The organism is Geomicrobium sp. JCM 19039 (genome assembly GCF_000698145.1).
Taxonomy (GTDB): Bacteria; Bacillota; Bacilli; order Bacillales; family Marinococcaceae; genus Geomicrobium_A.
Window position 1 is genome coordinate 12,057 of sequence record NZ_BAXB01000035.1, and the last position, 19,389, is coordinate 31,445.

At 45.3% G+C, this 19,389-nt stretch carries 15 protein-coding genes and 4 pseudogenes; all 19 read left to right on the forward strand.

From position 1 onward, the window contains the following. Positions 1-4: 4 nt before the first annotated feature. The 19 genes and pseudogenes from rsmH to sigG all read left to right on the forward strand — a co-directional run bounded on the left by rsmH (position 5) and on the right by sigG (position 18,502). On the forward strand, positions 5-937 hold the full coding sequence (gene rsmH, locus JCM19039_RS19940) for a 16S rRNA (cytosine(1402)-N(4))-methyltransferase RsmH (RefSeq protein ID WP_042430637.1): 933 nt from the start codon (positions 5-7) through the stop codon (positions 935-937). 31 nt (positions 938-968) lie between these two features. Then, positions 969-1,328, forward strand: a complete 360-nt coding sequence (ftsL, locus tag JCM19039_RS19945) for a cell division protein FtsL (RefSeq protein ID WP_042430638.1) — start codon at positions 969-971, stop codon at positions 1,326-1,328. Positions 1,329-1,354: 26 nt separating this feature from the next. After that, positions 1,355-1,663: a hypothetical protein gene (locus tag JCM19039_RS24050; protein WP_052398988.1), complete on the forward strand. Its 309-nt coding sequence runs from the start codon at positions 1,355-1,357 to the stop codon at positions 1,661-1,663. Then, positions 1,576-2,619 (forward strand): penicillin-binding protein 2, encoded by a 1,044-nt coding sequence (locus tag JCM19039_RS26790; protein ID WP_193744312.1) that lies wholly within the window; start codon positions 1,576-1,578, stop codon positions 2,617-2,619. The genes JCM19039_RS24050 and JCM19039_RS26790 overlap by 88 nt, the downstream gene beginning before the upstream one ends. Then, positions 2,562-2,998: pseudogene (locus JCM19039_RS28255) on the forward strand (penicillin-binding transpeptidase domain-containing protein); the annotation flags it as partial. The gene JCM19039_RS26790 and the pseudogene JCM19039_RS28255, both read left to right, overlap by 58 nt. Before the next feature lie 138 nt (positions 2,999-3,136). Further along, positions 3,137-3,568 carry a PASTA domain-containing protein gene (locus tag JCM19039_RS28260; protein ID WP_373976197.1) on the forward strand — a complete coding sequence of 144 codons (432 nt, stop codon included), beginning with the start codon at positions 3,137-3,139 and terminating at the stop codon, positions 3,566-3,568. Positions 3,569-3,706: 138 nt separating this feature from the next. Then, a pseudogene (locus JCM19039_RS19955) lies at positions 3,707-5,643 on the forward strand (stage V sporulation protein D). Between the two features lie 140 nt (positions 5,644-5,783). Further along, a complete protein-coding gene (locus JCM19039_RS19960; RefSeq protein ID WP_042430639.1) occupies positions 5,784-7,256 on the forward strand; it encodes a UDP-N-acetylmuramoyl-L-alanyl-D-glutamate--2,6-diaminopimelate ligase in 1,473 nt (490 codons plus the stop codon). 24 nt (positions 7,257-7,280) lie between these two features. Further along, positions 7,281-8,264, forward strand: coding sequence for a phospho-N-acetylmuramoyl-pentapeptide-transferase (gene mraY / locus JCM19039_RS19965; protein WP_042430642.1), 984 nt, complete (start codon positions 7,281-7,283; stop codon positions 8,262-8,264). After that, positions 8,261-9,610: pseudogene (gene murD / locus JCM19039_RS19970) on the forward strand (UDP-N-acetylmuramoyl-L-alanine--D-glutamate ligase). The gene mraY and the pseudogene murD overlap by 4 nt, the downstream one beginning before the upstream one ends. A 96-nt stretch (positions 9,611-9,706) precedes the next feature. After that, complete coding sequence (gene spoVE / locus JCM19039_RS19975; RefSeq protein ID WP_042430645.1) at positions 9,707-10,810, forward strand: stage V sporulation protein E; 1,104 nt, start codon at positions 9,707-9,709, stop codon at positions 10,808-10,810. 39 nt (positions 10,811-10,849) lie between these two features. After that, a complete protein-coding gene (murG, locus tag JCM19039_RS19980; RefSeq protein ID WP_042430648.1) occupies positions 10,850-11,953 on the forward strand; it encodes an undecaprenyldiphospho-muramoylpentapeptide beta-N-acetylglucosaminyltransferase in 1,104 nt (367 codons plus the stop codon). 36 nt (positions 11,954-11,989) lie between these two features. Further along, entirely contained in the window at positions 11,990-12,808 is an 819-nt protein-coding gene (locus JCM19039_RS19985; RefSeq protein ID WP_052398991.1) for a cell division protein FtsQ/DivIB, read from the forward strand. A gap of 307 nt (positions 12,809-13,115) precedes the next feature. Beyond that, entirely contained in the window at positions 13,116-14,402 is a 1,287-nt protein-coding gene (gene ftsA / locus JCM19039_RS19990; RefSeq protein WP_042430651.1) for a cell division protein FtsA, read from the forward strand. 35 nt (positions 14,403-14,437) lie between these two features. Beyond that, positions 14,438-15,586, forward strand: a complete 1,149-nt coding sequence (ftsZ, locus tag JCM19039_RS19995; RefSeq protein ID WP_042430654.1) for a cell division protein FtsZ — start codon at positions 14,438-14,440, stop codon at positions 15,584-15,586. Positions 15,587-15,878: 292 nt separating this feature from the next. Continuing rightward, positions 15,879-16,577, forward strand: coding sequence for a sigma-E processing peptidase SpoIIGA (locus JCM19039_RS20000; protein ID WP_042430657.1), 699 nt, complete (start codon positions 15,879-15,881; stop codon positions 16,575-16,577). Beyond that, complete coding sequence (locus JCM19039_RS26800) at positions 16,564-16,803, forward strand: sigma-E processing peptidase SpoIIGA (protein WP_042430660.1); 240 nt, start codon at positions 16,564-16,566, stop codon at positions 16,801-16,803. The genes JCM19039_RS20000 and JCM19039_RS26800 overlap by 14 nt, the downstream gene beginning before the upstream one ends. Positions 16,804-16,834: 31 nt before the next feature. Next, complete coding sequence (sigE, locus tag JCM19039_RS20010) at positions 16,835-17,557, forward strand: RNA polymerase sporulation sigma factor SigE (protein ID WP_255343733.1); 723 nt, start codon at positions 16,835-16,837, stop codon at positions 17,555-17,557. A 164-nt stretch (positions 17,558-17,721) separates the two neighbouring features. Next, positions 17,722-18,502: pseudogene (gene sigG / locus JCM19039_RS20015) on the forward strand (RNA polymerase sporulation sigma factor SigG). The last annotated feature ends 887 nt before the right edge of the window (positions 18,503-19,389 follow it).

Genomic DNA, 19,389 nt, shown 5'->3' on the forward strand with positions numbered 1-19,389 from the left:
AGGCATTTATACTCATGACACCGTGCTTCTTCATGAATCGGTTGAAGCACTAGACATTAAGCCAGATGGCATTTATGTGGACTGTACGTTTGGTAGAGGTGGTCATTCTCAATTAATTCTTCAGCAGTTAGGCAAAGAAGGGCGCCTCATTGCTTTTGATGCAGACGATGAAGCCATCCGCTCAGCAAAAGAAACGTTCGCAAATGAACAACGATTGACGCTCTTCCATGTGAATTTTCGGGAAGCAGCTCGTTTTTTAAATGAACAAGGGATTACGGGCGTCGACGGTGTGTTGTTTGATTTGGGAGTGTCTTCTCCCCAATTTGATGATAAGTCACGAGGGTTTAGTTACCAAGGTGATGACCCACTGGATATGAGAATGGACCAAAGACAATCGCTCACAGCAAGGGAGATTGTGAATACGTGGTCTTTCGAGGACCTCGCTCGTATTCTTTATCGATACGGAGATGAGAAGTTCTCAAGGCAAATTGCTCGTCTTATTGAACGTTATCGACAGTCAAAACCAATTGAAACGACGAGTGAGCTTGTAGAAATTATTAAAGAAGGAATTCCGGCTGCCAAAAGAAGGACAGGCGGACATCCTGCCAAGCGAAGCTTTCAGGCACTAAGAATTGCAGTGAATGATGAAATGGGTGCGGTTGAGGAATCGCTCTCCGCATTTATCCCGATGCTTCGAGTGAACGGAAGAATCGCTGTTATATCCTTTCACTCATTAGAAGATCGCATGACGAAAACCATTTTGGACGAGTACTGCAAGTTGCCGAAACTTCCCCCAGGGCTGCCGGTCATTCCTCCGGAACTAGAACCATCCATGCGATGGGTGAGCAAAAAACCAATCGTCGCAAGTGAGCAAGAGCTAGAAGAGAATCGAAGAGCAAGGTCAGCGAAACTACGGGCGGCAGAAAAGATAAAGTAGAGAAAAGTAGAGATCTACGAGGGAGGCAGCAATGAGTCAATTCGCATTTAAACACGAACAAACGCAGCAATCGCAACAAAACCCCCAAGTCGAGACGGTGCAAAAGCGGCTGAAAAAAAGAATTACGCTCGGTGAAAAATGTTTAATGATGATCATCGTTGGCATCATTCTCGTTACCGCCCTCATGATGATCTCGAATTATGCTACAATTTATAGTCAGAACTCAAGCCTCTCGGATGTCAATACGAGCATAAGTAACCAGCAAGAAGTGAATGCAGGGCTTGAGTTGCAAGTTGCTGAACTTAGTGATCCTGAAAGAATCCTTCATCTCGCTCAAGAAAATGGCATGCAGCTCAATGAGGGCAACGTGCAAGTAGTGACCGGTGAATAGACATCCCCAAATAAGGTGGTGAAGTTGTGAAGCGCACAACCATCGTATATCGTGCGTTAATTGTGTTCGCCTTCGCTGCATTTCTGTTAGCAGTGATTGGCGGACGCTTTTTGTATGTTCAAATCGCACAAGGTACAGAAGAACATGATTATTTGCAGTATGCAGAAAGACAATGGACGAGTGAACAACCTTTACACGGAGAACGTGGGACATTTACGCCAGTAACGAAAGTGCTATTGCAGAAGAGGTGTCTTCGTATACAATCCAACTCATTCTGCGAAATGACTTTGGGTATGCCGGGGTTGAAGACCCTGTTGAAACCGCACGGGAGTTAGCGCCTCACATTAATATGGAGGAAGGCGAGTTGCTACAAAGAATTGAAAATGGCATGGAAGAAGACCAATTCCAAATTGAATTAGGTCCAGGTGCCAGTTATTTAACGTTTGAGCAGCGACAAGCAATTGATGATCTTGAACTTTCGGGGATTGAATTCCGTACGGAGCCGAGAAGGTATTATCCAAAGCAAGATTTTGCTTCTCATGTCGTCGGGTATTTTAACCGAAATGAAAATTCTCCGGCAATGGGTTTGGAATCTTATTTGAATGACCATCTAGAAGGGACAGGTGGGTCATACAGTTACATGCGTGCGAGGAACGGTGTGCCACTTCCTGGTGAAATTCGAGACATCGAAGAAGCGTACAACGGTGATGATATTCACCTAACGCTTCATTCCAATATTCAATTGGCCGTCGAGCAAGCGTTAACGAATGCCGATGAACAGTATAGCCCTGAACGAATGATTGCAGTAGTCGCTAACCCTAAATCAGGAGAGATCTTAGCGATGAGCAATCGCCCATCGTTTAACCCGAACCACTATGAATCAATTTCAAACCATATGAATTTCGCGGTGAGTGACCATTTTGAACCAGGTTCAACGATGAAAATATTTACGATGGCAGCAGCCATCGAAGAAGGGGTGTATGAGCCGGATAACTATTTCGAATCCGGTACGTACAACACCGGCTACGCAGATACCCCACTCATTCGTGACCACAACCAAGGCCGTGGGTGGGGAAGTATTCCATACCGAGAAGCGATGCCTCGTTCAGCGAACACCGCCTTTGCAAGCATCGTTAATGATCAGCTTGGTGCTGAACGTTTCTATGAATATATGAACGCTTTTGGATTTGGGTCCCCAACCGGCATTGAATTACCGATGGAAGCACCAGGCTCATGTCAGAAAATGATTTGGGTGCCATCTATTCTGGGTTTGGACAAGCTTCTGCTGTGACGCCAATTCAACAAATCCAAGCAGCGACCGCCATTGCCAACGATGGCAGATGGTGAAGCCATATTTAATTGATTCGATTGTGAATCCAAATACCGGGGACGTGACGTATGAACACGAACGAGAAGTCATTGGTGAGCCAATCTCTAAAGAAACCGCTAATGAAGTGATGGAACAGCTTCGTGATGTTGTGTATAGCGATGTTGGAACAGGTAAACCGTTTCAAGTTGATGGCATTGAAGTGGCAGGCAAAACAGGGACTGCTCAAATTCCGAGTGAAGGCGGCTATTTGCAAGGGCGCAACCAAAATGTGTTTTCATTTCTAGGTATGGCGCCATTTGATGACCCGGAAGTTATTGTGTACGTTGCTGTTGATCGACCGGACATGCCGAATGACCAAAGTGGAAACCAAGCGGTTGCAGAAATTTTCAACTCTGTTCTAAAACAAAGTATCCAGTATTTGAACGTGACCCCTGAAGAGTTCGACAACCAAGCTTATCAACCTGAAGGTGCAGAGTTGATGAATGTAAGCGGAGAACGACGGTCCGACGCGGTTGATGTATTACAACAAGAGAATTTCGAACCGGTCATACTCGGTCAAGGGAACCGCGTTGAAGCCCAATTGCCAGCCCCGCACGCCAAAGTGCTCGCCGGGGAAAAGGTATTCCTTTACTTAGGCGGGGAGATGGCGATGCCGGACCTTTCAGGTTGGTCTGTGCGTGATGTGATGAAGTTTTCTCAAGCTTCTGGTGTCACCGTTGAACAAAGCGGCAATGGCTATGTGACAAATCAAGAGATTGCCCCGGGAGAGCCGATTTCAGGCAATGAGACGATTGAAGTGAATTTTGATTCAGAACGAATCAGTGATGAAGTTGATGAAGACAGTGAGGAAGGCACGGAAGAAGAAAATCCAGAAACAAATGATGAAGAAGTTGAAAATGAAGATGAGTAATCGTCGTTTTTTCGTTCAACTGTTCTAATGTGATTCCGTACAAGCATAGAGTTGAAAAGGAACAAGCTTTTATAACAGACGCTCATTAAGCCAAACGCTTATTGCGGCTACACATCTAGTGTAAAAGGTGGCCTTTCAATGTCTAAAATTACGAAAACGCTTGTACGGAAACGTTTATTATTCGTCTTGTTGATTGGTCTGGTGTTAACCGTCATTCTTATTGCAAGACTGGGATATGTACAGTTTGGTCTCGGCGGATGGCTGACGGGGGCAGCTGAGGACTCTTGGAGTCGAGATCTCCCTTTTGAAGCAGAGCGAGGGAGATTTTAGACAGAAACGGAGAAGTGCTCGCGACGAATGTAAGTGCGCCTTCTGTCCTTGTCGTGCCAAGACAAATCGACAACCCAAATGAGACTGCAGCAATGCTTGCAGACATTTTGGATGGGGACGAACAAAGAATTTATAGCCAAGTGACAGAGAACAGTTCAATTGTACGGATTAACCCTGATGGCAGAAAGATTGAACAAGATGTCGCATCTGATATTCGTAAAATGCGTCATTCTGGCGTCTATATCGTCGAAGACAATAAGCGGCATTATCCAAATGGTGAGCATTTAGCCCATGTGTTAGGGTTTGCTGGTATTGACAATCAAGGCCTTGTTGGGCTGGAGAGCTTTTACGATGAACAACTTCGGGGTGAAAGTGGGCATGTATCGTTCTTTTCCGATGCACAAGGTCGGAGGTTGCCAGATATGGCAGACCAATATCAACCTCCGCAAAACGGAATGGACGTAAAGCTAACGATTGATAACCGGGTTCAAACAATTATTGAACGAGAACTTGATGATGCAGAAGCCACGTATGACCCTGATGGGGCGATGGCGATCGCCATGGATCCAAGCACCGGGGAAATTCTCGGAATGTCGAGTCGCCCTCATTTTAACCCAGATGACTATCAAGCCGTTTCTCCGGAAATATACAACCAGAATCGTCCAATATGGGCACAGTATGAACCGGGATCAACGTTTAAAATTATTACACTCGCAGCCGCATTACAAGAGAATGAAGTTGACTTGGATGAAGATCATTATCATGATTCAGGCTCAATTGAGGTGTCCGGTCACCGGCTTCGGTGCTGGAAAAAAGGCGGACATGGTAGTCAAACATTTCTTGAAGTTGTGCAAAATTCATGCAACCCTGGTTTCGTCGTTTTGGGGGAGCGTTTAGGGACTGAGCGTTTATTTGATTATATCCACTCGTTTGGATTCGGTGAGCAAACCGGCATTGATATGGACGGAGAAGGCAGTGGCATCCTGTTTGACGAAGAAAATGTAGGACCGCTTGAACGGGCGACAACCGCATTTGGTCAAGGGGTGTCAGTAACACCAATTCAGCAAGTCGCTGCCGTAAGCGCTGCGGTTAACGGAGGTACGTTGTACCAGCCATATATTGCCAAAGATTGGGTAGACCCAGACACAGGTCTTGTCATCGATAGTCAGTTACCGATCGCAAAAAGAAACGTCATCTCGAGTGAAACATCGCAAGAAGTGCGACGCGCCTTAGAGCATGTAGTAGCCAAAGGAACCGGCGGAAAAGCCTTTGTGGATGGGTATCGTTTAGGCGGAAAGACAGGCACAGCTCAGAAGGCTCAAGGTGGACGTTATCTGGAGAATAATCACATTGTATCGTTCATTGGGTTTGCCCCCGCAGATGACCCGCAGATCGTCGTATACGTTGCCGTAGATAATCCGAAAAATACGGTGCAGTTTGGCGGTGTTGTCTCTGCACCCATTGCAGGTAAGATTATTGGCGATAGCTTGAGTGCGCTAGGCGTGCCGAGAAGAACAGACCAAATTGAAAAAGAACTCACCTGGTCAGATGTCCCGTACCTTGAAGTTCCAGATGTGACGGGTCTAACATTACGAGACATTCATGATGCTCATTACCCATTGCAACTTGACATAACGGGTGATGGGGAAACGATCGTCAGTCAAGCGCCAGAACCAGGCGTGCGCGTGCAGGAAGGGTCCACCCTACGTATATTTATGGGCGAAGAAGACGAAAGTGATGAATAATACCATTAGCCAAGAAGGGTGAACTTCTTGGCTAATCGTCTATCTATAGATTCCTGTTTGCATCTGTAAGAAACTGTTACAAAATCTGATCTATTAATGATATAATTATTGCTTGTGAGAATGAAAGTGAGTGATAAGTAATGAAGTTAAATGAACTCGTGGAAGACGTGCTCGTTTACAAACAACACAATAATGTAAATCCAGAAATAAGCGCCATTGAAATGGACTCTCGAAAGGTGCAACCTGGGGTGCTCTTTGCGGCACTTCGCGGCTTTACCGTTGATGGCCATGACTTTGTTCAACAAGCTGAACAACGCGGGGCAGCGGCAATCTTAGCAGAAGAGCCTGTAGAAACGAAGCTACCGGTGATTCAAGTGAAAGATACGTATCGTGCGCTTGCCCAACTCGCAGCGAAATTTTACAAAAACCCAACAAAAGATATGAACGTCATCGGTGTGACAGGTACAAATGGAAAAACGACGACGACACACCTTATCGAAAACATCTTTCAACATGCAGGTAAGAACATAGGTCTCATTGGCACGTTGTACACAAAGTTTAACGATGTAATCGAAGAATCTAAAAACACAACACCTGAGTCTCTTCTTTTGCAACAAAAGTTTACTCAGATGAGAGATGCCGATGTTCAACACGTCGCGATGGAAGTATCTTCTCAAGCATTGGCGCTAGGGCGCGTCCGCGGCACCGATTTTAACATTGCCGTCTACACGAACCTTACCGCTGATCATTTGGATTATCACGAGACGATGGAGAACTATAAACAATCGAAAGGCTTGTTGTTCTCTCAGTTAGGCAATGCTTACACAGATGAGCGAAAAGCAGCGGTGATTAATATTGACGATGAGCACAGTGACTATATGACGAGCATTACCTCAGCTCCAATCATTACGTACGGACTGAGTGAGGTTGCCGATGTAAGAGGCACCGATTTGCATGCTGGCCCAGGAGGCACATACTTTCGCATGATTATCGGAGATCAATCCGTTGATTTAAATTTAAAGATGGTCGGGCGATTTAATGTGTATAATGCACTTGCTGCAGCAGCGAGTGCATACGTATCGGGAATTTCAGTTGAGGAGATAAAAGATAGCCTAGAAAGCTCTAAGCCAATTCCAGGCCGATTTGAGACCGTCGATGCTGGCCAGGATTTTGCGGTGATTGTTGATTATGCTCATACCGCAGACAGTTTGGATAATATATTAAAAACGGTGAAGGACCTTGCCAACAAAAACGTATACGTCGTCGTTGGATGTGGTGGAGATCGGGATCGCACAAAGCGACCAGAAATGGCGAGAATCGCTGTGCAGTACGGCGATGAGGCGATTTTCACTAGTGATAACCCACGCTCTGAAGATCCTGAAGCGATTTTACGTGATATGCGCGCGGGAGCAGAAGGTCGACCGTATACCGTAATCACTGACCGTAAGCAGGCGATTCGAACAGCGATTCATAAAGCAGAAGCAGGCGACGTTGTCGTGATTGCCGGAAAAGGGCATGAAACGTACCAAGAAGTCGCTGGTGTGTTCCATGATTTTGATGATCGCGTAGAAGCTTCACAAGCCATTCAAGAACGCCTTGCCGAGCGAGGATAAACGAGGAGAAAGGAGAGACCGGATATGTTTGAACCATCAATTCTCATAGCCATCGCAGTATCATTTGTTTTATGTGTCGCTCTTTCCCCTTTGTTTATCCCGATTTTGCATCGGATGAAGTTCGGGCAGAGCATTCGTGATGAAGGACCTAAAAGTCACCAAAAGAAAAGCGGAACACCAACAATGGGTGGGATTGTCGTTTTACTCAGTTTGATGATCTCCGCGGTAGCGGTCATTTTACTTATTCCAGAATTAGAGCTCAACTATCAAGTGTGGCTATTGCTACTCGTTACGCTCGCGTTTGGTATTGTTGGGTTTTTAGATGATTTTATCAAAGTGGTCATGAAGCGAAACCTTGGCCTGAATTCTAAGCAGAAGTTACTCGCACAATTGGTTGTGTCCATCATTTTTTACTTTGTGCTTAGAAACTATGGATTTTCTACATCTGTGGATATTCCAGCAACGACGATGTCCATTGACATCGGCATCTTATACTTAGTTCTCATCGCAGTCATGCTCGTTGGTGCGTCCAATGCGGTGAATCTAACCGACGGACTTGATGGTTTGTTAGCAGGGACATCAGCGATTGCCTTTGGTGCATTTACTGTTCTTGCCTTCGGTGCTGGTGAACTTGAAATTGCTGTGTTCTCAGCGGCTGTCGTCGGAGCGGTGCTTGGCTTTCTCGTCTTTAATGCCCATCCGGCAAAAGTGTTTATGGGTGATACCGGCTCTCTAGCGTTAGGTGGTGCCATTGCAGCGGTTGCCATCTTGCTTGAAATGGAAATCTTGCTCATTATAATCGGAGCGGTGTTTGTTATTGAGACATTATCGGTCATTATCCAAGTGATCTCGTTTAAATTAACGGGTAAGAGAGTGTTTAAAATGAGTCCTCTTCACCATCACTTCGAGCTCGTTGGATGGTCAGAGTGGAAAGTCGTTATCGTATTTTGGATAGTGGGTATGATCTTTGCTGCAGCGGGTGTTTACATTGGGGTGTTAAGTTTATGAATGATTTCTCTGTAGAAGGTAAAAAGGTGGTTGTTCTCGGGCTAGCTAGAAGTGGAGAAGCCGCGGCTCGTCTGCTTTATGACTTAGGTGCGAGTGTGACTGTCAACGAATACAAAGAAAAACAAGAGTTACAAAACGCAGAAGAACTAGAATCACTCGGTATTTCTTTTGTGACCGGCGGGCATCCCTTATCGTTATTAGAGCCACGCCCTCTATTTGTCGTGAAAAACCCAGGCATTCGCTACGATAATCCCCTCGTTAAACGAGCGATTGAAGCTGAAATTCCCGTCATTACGGAAATTGAATTAGCTGCACAAGTGGTCGAAGGAACGATGATTGCGATTACCGGTTCTAACGGAAAAACGACGACGACGGAACTAATTACTCGGATGATTAGCGAAGGTGGAAAACAAGCAGAAGTAGCAGGGAACATCGGTCGCCCAGCGAGCGAAGTGGCTAGAACCATTCATAAAGATGGTTTTATGGTGACTGAAGTATCGAGCTTTCAACTCAAAGGGACGTTGCATTTCAAGCCAAAAATTGCTTTGATGTTGAACATTTTTGATGCGCACCTTGATTATCATGGCACGAAAGAAGACTATGTGAATTCGAAAACGAGAATCACGACAGAACAGACAGAAGAAGACTTTTTTTGTTTACAATGCTGACGACCCAATTGTCGTGCGGGCCGCTGAGAAATCGCGAGCGACGAAAGTTCCCTTCTCTGTGAAGCGACCCTTAAATGCCGGAGCCTATTACATGAACGACAACATCTATTGGCAAGGTACGTGGATTATGAAGCGAACAGATGCTGCCTTCCGGGGATACACAATTTGGAGAACATATTGGCAGCTGTTGCAGCGGCTAAACTATCTGGGGTGAGCGATCGTGCCATTGCTCATGTGTTGAACGAATTTACAGGTGTAGAGCATCGTTTGCAGTACGTGAAGACGCTTCAAGGTCGTAAAGTCTTCAATGATAGCAAAGCGACAAATGTTCTTGCCACAGAAAAAGCACTTCAAGCATTTAAAGAGCCGGTCGTTCTTATCGCTGGTGGTCTAGATCGTGGCAATGAATTTGATGGCCTCATGAGCAGTATGGAAAACGTAAAAGCGTTAATCTCTTATGGGGAAACGAAACATAAGCTAAAGTCAACGGCCGATGCTGCAGGTGTTCAAACGACAGAAGAGACGAACACGTTAGACGAAGCCGTTGCCACTGCTTTTCGTGCTTCTGATGTTGGGGATGTGATCCTTTTGTCTCCAGCATGTGCAAGTTGGGATCAATATCGAACATTTGAAGAACGAGGAGAGGCGTTTATTCGAGCAATTGACGCAATTGAATAAAGCTAGGACATGTTCTTCCTCACCCCGTCATAAGCTGTAGTATGTGCGTGTCCTTTTTGGACAACGCATGACGTTGCGATGTGACGGGGTGAAATTATGAGAGAAAAGAAAAAAACGGCAGACGGTTTACTGTTGTTTGCCATTGGTGCTCTATTAATTATCGGAGTCATCATGGTGTATAGTGCGAGTGCGGCATGGGGAGAGTATCGTTTCTCAGATCCGTACTATTTCGCAAAGCGACAGAGTTTATTTGCTTTTGTCGGCGTTATCGGTATGACAATTATGATGCACGTTGATTATTGGAACTGGCGCAGGTTTACATTGCTCGGTCTTTTTATCTGTTTTGGTTTGCTCATTCTTGTGCTCATTCCAGGCGTAGGTCTCGTGCGAGGTGGTGCGCAAAGTTGGATCGGGGTAGGGGCATTTTCAATTCAGCCGTCAGAGTTTATGAAACTTGCTATGATTGCGTTTTTAGCACACTGGTTGGCAGCCAACCCTCAAAAGATCCAATCGTTTAAGACCGGCTTACTTCCACTTTTAGCGATCATCTTTACCGCTTTTGGAATGATAATGCTACAACCCGATTTAGGAACAGGCGCGGTAATGGTGGCCACATCGTTTGTCATTTTATTTGTCGCGGGGGCAAGAGTCAGGCACTTTGCTGTACTGGGTGGAATTGGTGTTGCAGGTTTTGTCGGACTAATCGCCTCTGCACCGTATCGGATTGATCGGATTACGTCGTTTATGGATCCGTGGAGTGATCCACTCGGCACAGGGTTTCAAATTATTCAATCACTTTATGCGATCGGTCCAGGTGGACTATTCGGAATGGGGTTTGGTGAAAGTAGGCAAAAGTACTTTTACTTACCTGAGCCGCAAACCGATTTTATTTTTGCAGTGATCGCTGAAGAAGGGGGATTTATCGCAGGTGTCGCTGTCATTTCGTTGTTTGCGATTATTCTTTGGCGAGGAATTCGTACTGCGCTATTGGCACCTGATTCGTTTGGCACATATCTTGCAGTAGGAATCGTTGGTATGCTGTTCATACAAGTAGCAATTAATGTCGGGGTTGTGATCGGCCTCATTCCGGTAACGGGAATTACGTTGCCACTTTTAAGCTATGGTGGGTCTTCGTTAACACTCATGCTTGTAGCCCTAGGCATTTTGGTTAACATTAGCAGTAATGTTCGCAGCGTATAGTTGTGCGCATTGATATTTACACATGAAAAGGTGAAAAACATGAAAGTTCTACTCACAGGAGGCGGCACCGGAGGTCACATTTATCCGGCGCTCGCACTCGTTCATACAATACAAAAACAAAACCCCGACGCCCAGTTCTTATACGTTGGAACAGAAAACGGGTTGGAAAGTACCATTGTGCCAAAACAAAACATCCCTTTCCAAACGATTGAGATCTCCGGATTCAAACGAAAGCTTTCGTTTGAAAACGTGAAGACGGTACAACGGTTTTTGCGTGGAACGAAAAAAGCTAAATCAATCATCAAACAGTTTCAACCCGATGTGGCGATTGGCACAGGCGGGTATGTTGCCGGACCAGTCATGTATGCTGCTTCAAAAGCAGGGGTGCCGACAATCATTCATGAACAAAATAGCATTCCTGGCTTGACGAACAAGTTTCTCAGTCGCTACGCCGATCGAGTGGCGATTTCGTTTCACGAAGCGAAACAATACTTTAAAGAAGAGAAAGTTGTTTTTACAGGGAATCCAAGAGCAACCGAAGCATTGGAAGCACCAGAACTAGACATTCAGAATGAATTTGGCATGGATCGTAGGCTCCCCATAGTGCTCGTCGTCGGTGGAAGTCGGGGGGCAAGACCGATTCACGAGGCGTTTTTAGATGCGTTACCAAAAATGACCGACAAAACTTGCCAATTCTTGTACGTTACTGGGGACGTACACTATGATAAAGTAAAAGAAACATTAAATGAAACGAAGAATGCTCAACATGTGGTCATTCGCCCGTTCTTGCACAACATGCCGAGTGTACTAAAGCGTGTGGATGCGATCATAAGCCGAGCGGGGGCAACAACGCTTTCAGAAATTACGGCGATGGGGATTCCTTCAATACTTATCCCAAGCCCGTACGTGACGAACAATCATCAAGAGCATAATGCTAGGTCGCTAGAGCGCGTGGGGGCAGCGATTGTCCGAAAAGAATCAGAATGGACGGCTGAGCAAATGGAGGCAGACTTGGCCTATTTGTTCCAAGACCAAAACCAATCACAAATGAGCGATAATGCCAAAAAGGCAGCCGTACCAGATGCTGGTGAACGAATGTACGCACTCGTGCAAGAATTAATGAACGCCGGTTCTTCGACCTAGTAGAAACGTGCTCCGTTCGTAAAAGGAGTGAGGTATATGTCTGACGACCAAAAGGTCATATCCGTACAAGATCGCATTCCGGCGCTGAAAGAACAGCGGAAAAAGCGAGCCAACCGACGACTGATTCTGTATGTGAGTATTTTTTTCATACTCATTGCCGCAGTTGTCTATTTTCAGTCACCGTTAAGTCATATTCAAACCATTCAAGTCGAAGGTCAAGAAATAGGGGAGGAGCAAGAAATCCTTTCTGCCAGTAGTCTAGAAACAGGGACAAGCATTTGGTCTGCTGATTTTGACGCAGCAGAGCAATCCATCACACAAATTCCATACGTTGACTCTGTAGAAGTGAGACGCTCATTGCCCACTACCGTACGCATCGTTGTTAATGAGCGAGAGCGAGCCGCGTATATTGAGCAGGACGGGCAGTTTATCCCGGTTTATGGCAATGGAAACCTGATGGAAGAGCAAAGTTTATCAACACATCCAAGTGATGCACCGGTCATCTACAATTGGACAGAAGAACGTTTGTTAGAACTATTTTTTGAAGAGCTTAATCAGCTCGGGGACGGCATTGTGAATCATATCTCTGAAATTCATCCGCTTGAAGACGATCCAACACATCTTCGACTCTATATGAATGATGGCATTGAAGTTGAAACGACCGTGAATCAATTTGCGGATCATATGACGTCTTATCCAACGATTGCAAGGCAAATTTCAGCCCCAGAAGATGGCGTTCTACACATGAAAATGAGCCTTACTTTGAATCATTCCAATGGGAAGAAGAGGATGAAGAGATGGAAGAGCACATCGATACTGGAGAAGGTGGAGTCGAGCAACCCGAAGAAGAATTAACAGACGAAGCCTAAGGTGGCACTTTTGGTGGGCTACAAGTAAAAACAGTGAGTGAAACGAACGATAGGGGAGAGAGAAGCTGTGGCTTTTGTTCTAGTCGCAATGTAGAGCGTTTTTCGCTTCCCTAGTCGGTGAACATAGTGTAGACTTATACATAGTAATTCTTTTTCCAAATGAAAAAGGAATTTGCTGTATTGAAATCGAACTAAATCTAAGTAAGTCGTTTTCCAATGCGAACGAAGCTTAATCTTGTAAACAATGAATAACAGAAACTAGGTAGAGTTTTTATCAGTAGGAGGTACCACGCATGGACAGTAATGAATTATATGTCAGTCTCGATGTTGGTACAGCCGAGGTACGTGTCATGATCGGAGAGATGTCAGCAGGGATGCTGAACATCATTGGAGTAGGAAATGCGACTTCAACAGGGATAAAAAAAGGTGCAGTTGTTGACATAGATGCTACTGTCAAAGCCATCCGTCAAGCGGTTGAGAAGGCCGAGAGAATGGTGGGTATGTCAATCAAGCAAGTGGTTGTAGGCATTAACGGAAACCATATTGATCTCCATCAGAGTCACGGAATCGTTGCAGTATCCAGTACGAATAAAGAGATCACGGACGAAGACATTGATCGTGTGAAAGACGCTGCAAGTGTCGTTAGCATTCCTCATGACCGTGAAATTGTTGATGTTGTGCCTTTGCAGTATATTGTAGACGGTTACGATGGCATTACGGACCCGACAGGTATGATTGGTGTCCGTCTTGAAATGGAAGGGCTAATGGTCACTGGCTCGAAAACCGTTTTACATAACCTACTGCGTTGCGTCGAAAAAGCAAACTTGGAAATTATCGACATCTTCTTGCAGCCGCTTGCGGCTGGGGAAATCGCTGTTTCTGATGATGAGCGATCGCTCGGCGTTGGTTTGGTTGATGTAGGTGGCGGACAGACGACCGTCTCCTTTTTCCAACATGGTGGGCTTGTCGCCACGCATGTGTTACCGATTGGTGGTATGCATGTAACGAGTGACTTATCTGCAGGACTTCGAACGACAATGGGACAAGCTGAACAAGTGAAGATTGAACACGGATATGCGTTTATTGATGATGCATCCAACGATGTGACGACGAAGGTCGTGCCGATGGGCAATCACGATGGTGAAGAGTATTCACAACAAGATCTTGCTCATATCATTGAGCCGAGGATGGAAGAGATTTTTTCACTCGTAGAAGACACGTTGAGCAAGTACGGTGATATTCCTGCAGGTGTTGTACTCACCGGTGGCGGCGTCATGATTCCTGGAACGTTGGAACTTGCCAGAGATGTGATGGGAAGAAACCTTCGCATGGCGATCCCAGATTATATCGGGGTGAGAGAACCACGGTATACAAATGCCGTAGGACTCATTGAATTTGCCCATAAGCATGTTAAAATGCTAAGTAAAGAGATGGTTGCAGCAACAGCCGACACTGAAGAGTTGCCGGCAGAACCTGCTCGTAAGAAGAGACAAGTTGAGAAAAACGTAAACGAACAAAATGAGAACAGTCCTGGTGTAAAAAAACGCGTACGTAATTTCTTTAAAGTGTTTTTTGAATAAAGCAGGCACATTTGACTGAATGAGGGGGACCTGAAATGCTAGAGTTTGAAATGGACATGGACCAACTCGCCCAAATTAAAGTCATTGGGGTCGGAGGTGGAGGTTCAAACGCGGTAAACCGCATGATTGAAAATGGCCTCCAAGGTGTAGAGTTTATTGCAGTAAATACGGATGCACAAGCACTTCAACTTTCACAAGCTGAAACGAAGTTGCAATTAGGTGGAAAGCTTACAAGAGGTCTTGGTGCAGGTGCGAATCCAGATATCGGAAAAAAAGCTGCAGAAGAGAGCAAGGAACAGATTGAAGAATCGTTAACCGGCGCTGACATGGTCTTTATTACTGCCGGAATGGGTGGAGGAACTGGAACAGGTGCCGCCCCTGTTATTGCTGAAATTGCTAAAGAAATCGGCGCTCTTACTGTAGGTGTTGTCACACGACCTTTCTCTTTTGAAGGAAAGAAGCGTTCAACCCATGCGAGTGATGGTATTGAAGCACTAAAAGAAAAGGTTGACACGTTAATTGTCATTCCAAACGATCGTTTGCTTGAGATTGTGGATAAGAATACACCGATGTTAGAGGCGTTCCGTGAAGCAGACAACGTACTCCGTCAAGGTGTACAAGGCATATCTGATTTAATTGCTACACCGGGTCTCATTAACTTGGACTTTGCCGATGTGAAAACGGTCATGAGCGAGAAAGGTTCGGCTCTGATGGGGATTGGCATTGCTACCGGTGAAAACCGTGCTGCTGAGGCCGCGAAAAAAGCGGTTTCAAGCCCCCTTTTAGAAACGTCAGTAGACGGGGCACAAGGGGTATTAATGAACATTACAGGTGGCAGTAACCTGAGTCTATTTGAAGTTCATGAAGCGGCTGAGATCGTTTCAGACGCCTCTGATCCTGAAGTGAACATGATTTTTGGTTCCGTCATTAACGAGAATCTGAAAGAAGAGATTGTCGTCACGGTCATTGCGACCGGTTTTGATGACCAAACTGAAAAGAAGCACAGGCAGCAAAAGACAAGAGGGACAGCTCCTAAACGTCAACAAACGGTTCAAAGCAATGAGTCCGAACGACCGTCGCAATCAAACCGTCAATCGTCATATGAGGAACCACCTCAACAATCTCAAACAGAAGAAGATTCATTGGATATTCCGGCATTTCTTAGAAATCGCCGCCGTAAATAACAATAAAACGTCCGGTACGACCTTTCGAGGTTGTACCGGACGTTTTTCTTTTGATTCCCCAATGTTTTTTCAACATATCACGCCCTCGCTGTATCCCTTGTAAATAGGGGGTGTCAAACTTTGCCTAGAGTGAACACTTCTGTCTTTCGACACAATGGAACGAAAAGGTTGAAAAACAGCGACCTGGTCACTCTAACAAAATGACATACTTCGAAACCGCTGCAGACTATACTTATATCAAGAGTTTAGCAAGGAAAATGAATCCTTCGTGAAGGGAGGATGTGCAGGTGTCTTGACGTTATACATAGATATTATCTATGGATTGAATACGATCGTAACCATTTCACTTTTGTATATGACGGGGAAATGGGTTGGATATGAAATAAAGCCTGTTCGCATCGTCTGCACAGCGCTAGTTACCGGCTTACCCTTGTTCCTTTGGATGACGGATTATAGCGTATATTTGGCATCTCCAATTTCACAATTTTTCATCTGTTTAGGAGCGGTGTTGCTTGCTTTCGGTTTTCAGACGTTTTGGCGGCTCTTTAAAACGGTTGCCGCCTTTTATTTTATTTCGATTTTATCTGGTGGTGCGGTCGTTGCGATGAGCTGGGTTTTCCAGTCTTCAGCACTCGTTCAAAGCTGGAGAGCCACTTCTACATGGCATTTATTAGATCATATGCACGCACTGCTCGTACTATCCACAATCCCCGTCGTTCTAATTTTAAGTGAAATTGTCAAACGTGCCGTGAAAGAAGACAAGAAGATGATGAAAAAACTTGTGCGAGTATCGATTCGAATGACGGAAGCAGATGATTGGATTCACACTTGTGCGCTCGTTGATACTGGCAATCAATTGAAAGATCCGATCTCTAGAAAGCCCGTCGTTTTGGCAGAAGCATCGATTGTGCGCCCATTGCTCGATGAAGCATCCTTTGCTCAGTTTATCGAATGGATCGCAACAGACGGAAGTCAAGGTGCCAATCTTTGATGATAAAATCCGTGTCATACCGTACCGTGCTGTCGGGAGCAGCCATGGATTTATCTTTGCGGTTGTCGCCTTTGAAGTTGTCATTTGGATTGATGACGAGCGAAAAGTGAACTCTCACACCCTTATTGGATTTGAGGACAAACCGTTTTCGACTGAAGGCAAATTTCAATGCATCATTCCTCCGGACTTACTTCCGGACGAAACACTGTCAGAACAGGCCAGTTAAACACGCAACACTCACCGAAGGGGGATTTACTTTGTGGAAGAAATCAAAAAAGATGATTACAATTCGTTGGTATCGCCTGCTCGTCCGCCTCGGCATTAAACCTGATGAAATTTATTATATCGGTGGAAGCGAAGCCTTGCCTCCACCGCTTTCGAAAGAGGAAGAAAAAGATTTACTAGACCGTTTGCCTTATGGTGACCCTGAAGTACGTGGGCGTCTAATTGAACGAAACTTGCGCCTCGTTGTCTACATTGCTCGTAAATTTGAAAACACGGGCATTAATATTGAGGATCTCATTAGCATCGGAACGATCGGGCTCATCAAAGCTGTGAATACATTCAACCCAGAAAAGAAGATCAAGCTGGCAACCTATGCCTCACGTTGTATTGAGAATGAAATTCTCATGTATTTACGCAGAAATAACAAAACTCGTTCAGAAATTTCGTTTGATGAGCCGTTAAACGTTGACTGGGATGGAAACGAACTCTTACTTTCGGATGTAATGGGTACTGACGATGATATTATTACTCGTGACCTCGAAGATAAGGTCGATAAATCATTGCTCAGAAGAGCGTTGACGACACTAAACCCCCGAGAGAAACAAATTATGGAGCTTCGTTTTGGTTTAGCAGGAACAAAAGAAAAAACGCAAAAAGATGTGGCAGATATGTTAGGCATATCGCAATCATACATTTCTAGGTTGGAAAAACGAATCATTCGCAGACTAAGAAAAGAATTTAATAAAATGGTGTGATCAAGAAAGTCTCATTGGACTGCGGTTCTCCGTAAGATTGTTCGTTCCAACCTTTCTTTTAGGACGAAACCGAACGCATAAAAAAACCTCCCACGGACATACTGAACATGAAAGCAGGATGAACGTTGAAGTTCTCTGCTATGACGCCGTGGGAGGGAACGCATGTGACACGCAACAAGGTAGAAATCTGCGGAGTTGATACGTCAAAGTTACCCGTACTTAAAAATGACGAAATGCGAGTGTTGTTCACTGAATTGCAAGCAGGAGATGAACGAGCACGAGAAACGTTAGTCAATGGGAATTTGAGACTTGTACTTAGTGTGATTCAACGGTTTAACAATCGAGGAGAATTTGTTGATGACTTGTTCCAGGTCGGATGTATTGGACTTATGAAATCCATAGATAATTTTGACCTAAGTCATAATGTGCGTTTTTCTACGTATGCCGTACCGATGATTATTGGAGAAATTCGTCGGTATTTACGAGACAACAACCCGATCAGAGTGTCGAGGTCTTTAAGAGACACGGCTTACAAAGCTTTGCAAGTTCGAGATCGGTTGATGGCAGAGAAAAACCGTACGACTGAACCGACCGTACAAGAAATCGCCAAGGAGTTAGACCTTCCAAAAGAAGACGTCGTTTACGCTCTAGACGCGATTCAAGACCCTGTATCATTATTTGAACCGATCTATAACGACGGTGGAGACCCGATATACGTAATGGACCAAATTAGCGATGATAAAGAGAAAGATAGCACGTGGGTTGAGCACATCGCCATCCAAGAAGCATGATTCGATTAAACGAACGCGAAAAAAAGATATTGGACATGCGCTTTTTCCAAGGAAAACGCAAATGGAAGTGGCCGAAGAAATCGGCATCTCTCAAGCCCAAGTATCAAGACTAGAAAAAGCAGCCATTCAGCAAATGAACAAACATACAAGGTAATCACAAAGTGTTGTGGTCAATAAACCAGCCCTAATAGATTCATAGGGCTGGTTTTTCGTCGAGGAGCAAGAGACCTAGTGCCTAAACAGCACGTACGTTTACTTATATAACTTTCCTTTTCTTAATTTGTTCAGTTGGTTCTTGATTTACTACAGGCGGAAGCTTTTACTCCAGAGCATAAGGGCAACATCGGAGGCCAAAGTACGCCCTCCGTGTTTTCTTCACACTCCAGAGCATAAGGGTGCAGCACCCTCGGTACTGCACCTGTGTCTACTTTGGATGGATGCTTGACATTGGTAATTTCTAGGTGATCGGTGATCTAGACCACACCCAAAATGGTCTAGATCACGGTAAAAAGGGCGATTTTCCCAAATACTTGTCGATCTATATGGAATGAACTTAGCATTTTCTTGATTTGCATTGTTGGGTGGAAGGCGTAGCGCGGTGCTGGGTGCCATTTTGCGCGCTAGTTCCCCCATCTGCGCGCAAGTTTGCGGTTTTGACCAATCTTAGCTCCGATTCCACCAAACTTGCGCGCAGTTTGTTCCAACTTGCGCGCAGATTCCAGGCTGAAGTGCCAACGACATGTCGGCCCCAGAGGGGCCGAAGCCAAATCGAACTCGGTTCGGCGCGGCTCGCGCCGACAGGATGCCAGGTTTTTGGCTTGGAAATGCAAAGGATGGTTCTCTGAACCCATTGCCGCAGGGGATGGCGGCACGTGCGGGCAAGACGAACGACCGTTCTGCGCGCTAGTTTCCCCCATCTGCGCGCAAGTTTGCGGTTTTGACCGATTTTAGCGCCGATTTCACCAAACTTGCGCGCAGTTTGTTCCAACTTGCGCGCAGATTCCAGGCTGAAGTGCCAACGACATGTCGGCCCCGCTGGGG

Coding starts and splice junctions, on each gene's coding strand:
- ftsL (WP_042430638.1), top strand. CDS start 969: ATGAGTCAATTCGCATTTAAACACGAACAAACGCAGCAATCGCAACAA.
- JCM19039_RS28260 (WP_373976197.1), top strand. CDS start 3,137: ATGAATGTAAGCGGAGAACGACGGTCCGACGCGGTTGATGTATTACAA.
- JCM19039_RS19960 (WP_042430639.1), top strand. CDS start 5,784: ATGAAGTTAAATGAACTCGTGGAAGACGTGCTCGTTTACAAACAACAC.
- mraY (WP_042430642.1), top strand. CDS start 7,281: ATGTTTGAACCATCAATTCTCATAGCCATCGCAGTATCATTTGTTTTA.
- spoVE (WP_042430645.1), top strand. CDS start 9,707: ATGAGAGAAAAGAAAAAAACGGCAGACGGTTTACTGTTGTTTGCCATT.
- murG (WP_042430648.1), top strand. CDS start 10,850: ATGAAAGTTCTACTCACAGGAGGCGGCACCGGAGGTCACATTTATCCG.
- JCM19039_RS19985 (WP_052398991.1), top strand. CDS start 11,990: ATGTCTGACGACCAAAAGGTCATATCCGTACAAGATCGCATTCCGGCG.
- ftsA (WP_042430651.1), top strand. CDS start 13,116: ATGGACAGTAATGAATTATATGTCAGTCTCGATGTTGGTACAGCCGAG.
- ftsZ (WP_042430654.1), top strand. CDS start 14,438: ATGCTAGAGTTTGAAATGGACATGGACCAACTCGCCCAAATTAAAGTC.